This is a genomic window from Nocardia sp. NPDC004722, from assembly GCF_053601505.1.
Genome location: NZ_JBSGBY010000843.1, coordinates 1 through 2,827 on the forward strand (window position 1 = coordinate 1; position 2,827 = coordinate 2,827).

The 2,827-nt window shown below is 67.6% G+C and carries 4 protein-coding genes; all 4 read right to left on the reverse strand.

The window, feature by feature from the left end; genetic code table 11:
- Positions 1-213 (reverse strand): CNNM domain-containing protein (locus tag ACWELQ_RS42820; RefSeq protein WP_452402702.1); only part of this gene is annotated, 213 nt, incomplete at its 3' end.
- Complete coding sequence (ybeY, locus tag ACWELQ_RS42825) at positions 210-767, reverse strand: rRNA maturation RNase YbeY (RefSeq protein ID WP_452402703.1); 558 nt, start codon at positions 765-767, stop codon at positions 210-212. The genes ybeY and ACWELQ_RS42820, both read right to left, overlap by 4 nt.
- 22 nt (positions 768-789) lie before the next feature.
- On the reverse strand, positions 790-1,851 hold the full coding sequence (locus ACWELQ_RS42830) for a PhoH family protein (protein ID WP_452402705.1): 1,062 nt from the start codon (positions 1,849-1,851) through the stop codon (positions 790-792).
- Between the two features lie 266 nt (positions 1,852-2,117).
- Positions 2,118-2,827, reverse strand: a 710-nt coding sequence (locus ACWELQ_RS42835; protein ID WP_452402704.1) for a 16S rRNA (uracil(1498)-N(3))-methyltransferase, incomplete at its 5' end; no start/stop codon positions are given.

The following is a 2,827-nucleotide window of genomic DNA, read 5'->3' on the forward strand; positions in this document are numbered from 1 at the left end:
CTCGCACGTAAGGCGCAGCAGCACCATGAGATTCACGTAGCGCGGGCGATCGGCGATGATGCGCGCCAGCCGCGCCGCCCCGGTGCGCTCGGCGCGCACCAGATCCTCCACGCGTGCCGGGGAGACGGTGTTCAGCGCCGAATCCAGCGCCGCGAACACCCCGCCCGCCGGGACCAGGACGATCGCCAGCAGGAGCAGAACGAATGAATTCACGCCGGGCCCAGCGGATCACCGGTGGTGTCGGTGAAACCGGTCTTGCCCAGCAGCCGCTGATCGCGCTCGGCCAGTTCGGCGCGGCGCATCTCCTGGCGGACATGCTCGTACCAGCCTTCGAGCAGACTGGCCTGGAGCGCGAACATCTCCTTCTCCTCCTCCGGCTCGGCATGGTCGTAGCCGAGGAGGTGCAGGACGCCGTGCACGGTCAGCAGCGCCAGCTCGTGATCCATGGAGTGCCCGGCCTTCTCGGCCTGCTGGGCCGCGAATTCCGGGCAGAGCACGATATCGCCGAGCATGGACGGGCCGGGCTCGGCGGCGTCGGGGCGGCCGCCCGGCTCCAGCTCGTCCATGGGGAAGCTCATGACATCGGTCGGACCGGGCAGGTCCATCCAGCGCATGTGCAGATCCGCCATGGTGTCGAGATCGACCAGCACCATCGACAGCTCGGCCGCCGGATGGACATCCATCTGGGCGATCGCGAAGCGCGCGACGCTGACCAGTTCTTCTTCGGATACCTCGATACCCGATTCGTTGGCGATCTCGATGCTCACCGCAACAGCTTAGTGGGCGAGGTCAGTGCCGATCTCCCCGGCTCGCGGCACGTCGCTGCGCCCGATTGCCCGGATAGTGGACGGCGGCCGGGGGCCGAGTGTCCGCCTCGTACCGGTCATAGGCGTCGACGATCGCTCCGACCAGGCGGTGACGGACCACGTCGGCGCTGGTGAGCTCCGAGATGTGGATGTCGTCGATGCCGTGCAGGATCTCCGTCGCCGCCCGCAGACCCGAGCGCGAGTTATTGGGCAGATCGACCTGCGTGACGTCACCGGTCACCACGATCTTGGAACCGAAACCCAGGCGGGTGAGGAACATCTTCATCTGCTCGGCCGTCGTGTTCTGCGCCTCGTCCAGAATGATGAACGAGTCGTTGAGCGTGCGACCGCGCATGTAGGCCAGCGGCGCGACCTCGATGACACCGGCCTGCATGAGCTTCGGGATCGCCTCCGGATCCATCATGTCGTGCAGGGCGTCGTAGAGCGGGCGTAGGTACGGGTCGATCTTCTCGTTCAGCGTGCCCGGCAGGAAGCCCAGCCGCTCACCCGCCTCGACCGCCGGCCGGGTCAGGATGATGCGGTTGACCTGCTTGGTCTGCAACGCCTGCACGGCCTTGGCCATGGCCAGATACGTCTTGCCGGTACCGGCCGGACCCACCCCGAAGACGATGGTGTGCGCGTCGATGGCGTCGACATAACGCTTCTGGTTGAGCGTCTTGGGCCGGATGGTCTTGCCGCGCCGGGACAGGATGTCGAGGCTCAGCACCTCCGCCGGGGAATCCGAGGAACCCTCGGTGAGCATGGAGTACGTGTGCCGCACCGCCTCCGGAGTCACCACCCGATTGCGCGCGGTGAGCGCGACCAGCTGGGCGACGACCCGCTCCGCCAGCGCGACATCGGCGGGCTTGCCGGTCAGCGTGACGGAGTTGCCGCGGACATGGATGTCGGCAATGAGAAGGCGCTCGAGTTCACGCAGGTTCTCATCGGCCGAACCCAGGAACCCGAAGACCGACTCCGGTGCCAATTCGATGCTGGAACGAACGGTCCGCCCCGCCGGTCCGGACCCGTTGCCGCCGGCCCCGATGCCAGCGGTAGGAGTGCTCTGATCGCCGATTTCGCCTGGTGTTCTCAAAAGTGGCTATGGCCTGCTTTCCGGTCTCGATGCCGAGTACGTTGACAGAAGTTTACCGCCGCCCACCGACAACGCCCAGTGAATATGGGGCTACCAGCAGGCGAAACAACCCAGCGTCACGCAACTGCCGCACCCCCGAATCCATTCCGTGCCGCAACCCGGCGATGCGGTGGCCCGACAGGGCGAGCGGGTGTCCGCGGCCTGGCCCCGTCGCGCGGCTACCAGCGCGGGGTGAGCGCGCCCAAAGCTCCCAGGGCGACGGCTGCGGCGGTGGAGGTGCGGAGGACGGTGGGGCCCAAGAGGACTGGTTCGGCTCCGGCTTCGGTGAGGGATTTCAGTTCGGAGTCGTCGAGGCCGCCTTCGGGGCCGACGATGAGGATGATCTCCGGGACGCCTTCGAAAGACATTTCGGTCAAACGGGATTCGCCGGACTCGTGGAGGGCCGCGACAACGGCCCCGTTCGCCTTGGCGGCGCGGATCAAGTCGAGCAGTTCTCGGGTGGTGTGGAGGTCGGCGACGTCGGGGATGTAGGCGCGGCGGGATTGGCGGGCGGCGGATTTGGCGGCGGCGCGCCATTTTTCGACGCCCTTGCGGGCCTTGGCTTCCCAGTTGGAGACGCAGCGCAGGGCCTGCCAGGGGACGATGGCGTCGGCGCCCGCCTCGGTCATGAGTTCGACCGCGAGTTCGGAGCGGTCGGACTTGGGGAGCGCTTGGACCACGGTCACCTGCGGGGTCCAAGGCTCGGCTACCCGCTTGGAGAGCACCTTCAGTTCGAGGCGATCCTTTGCGGCCGCAACCACTTCCGAATCGGCGAGGATCCCGTGCCCGTCGGAGAGGGTGATGGGTTCCCCGACCCGGATGCGGCGCACCGTGGCGGCATGACGGCCCTCGGGGCCGTCGAGGACCGCGGTGGCCCCGGGTTCGGGGA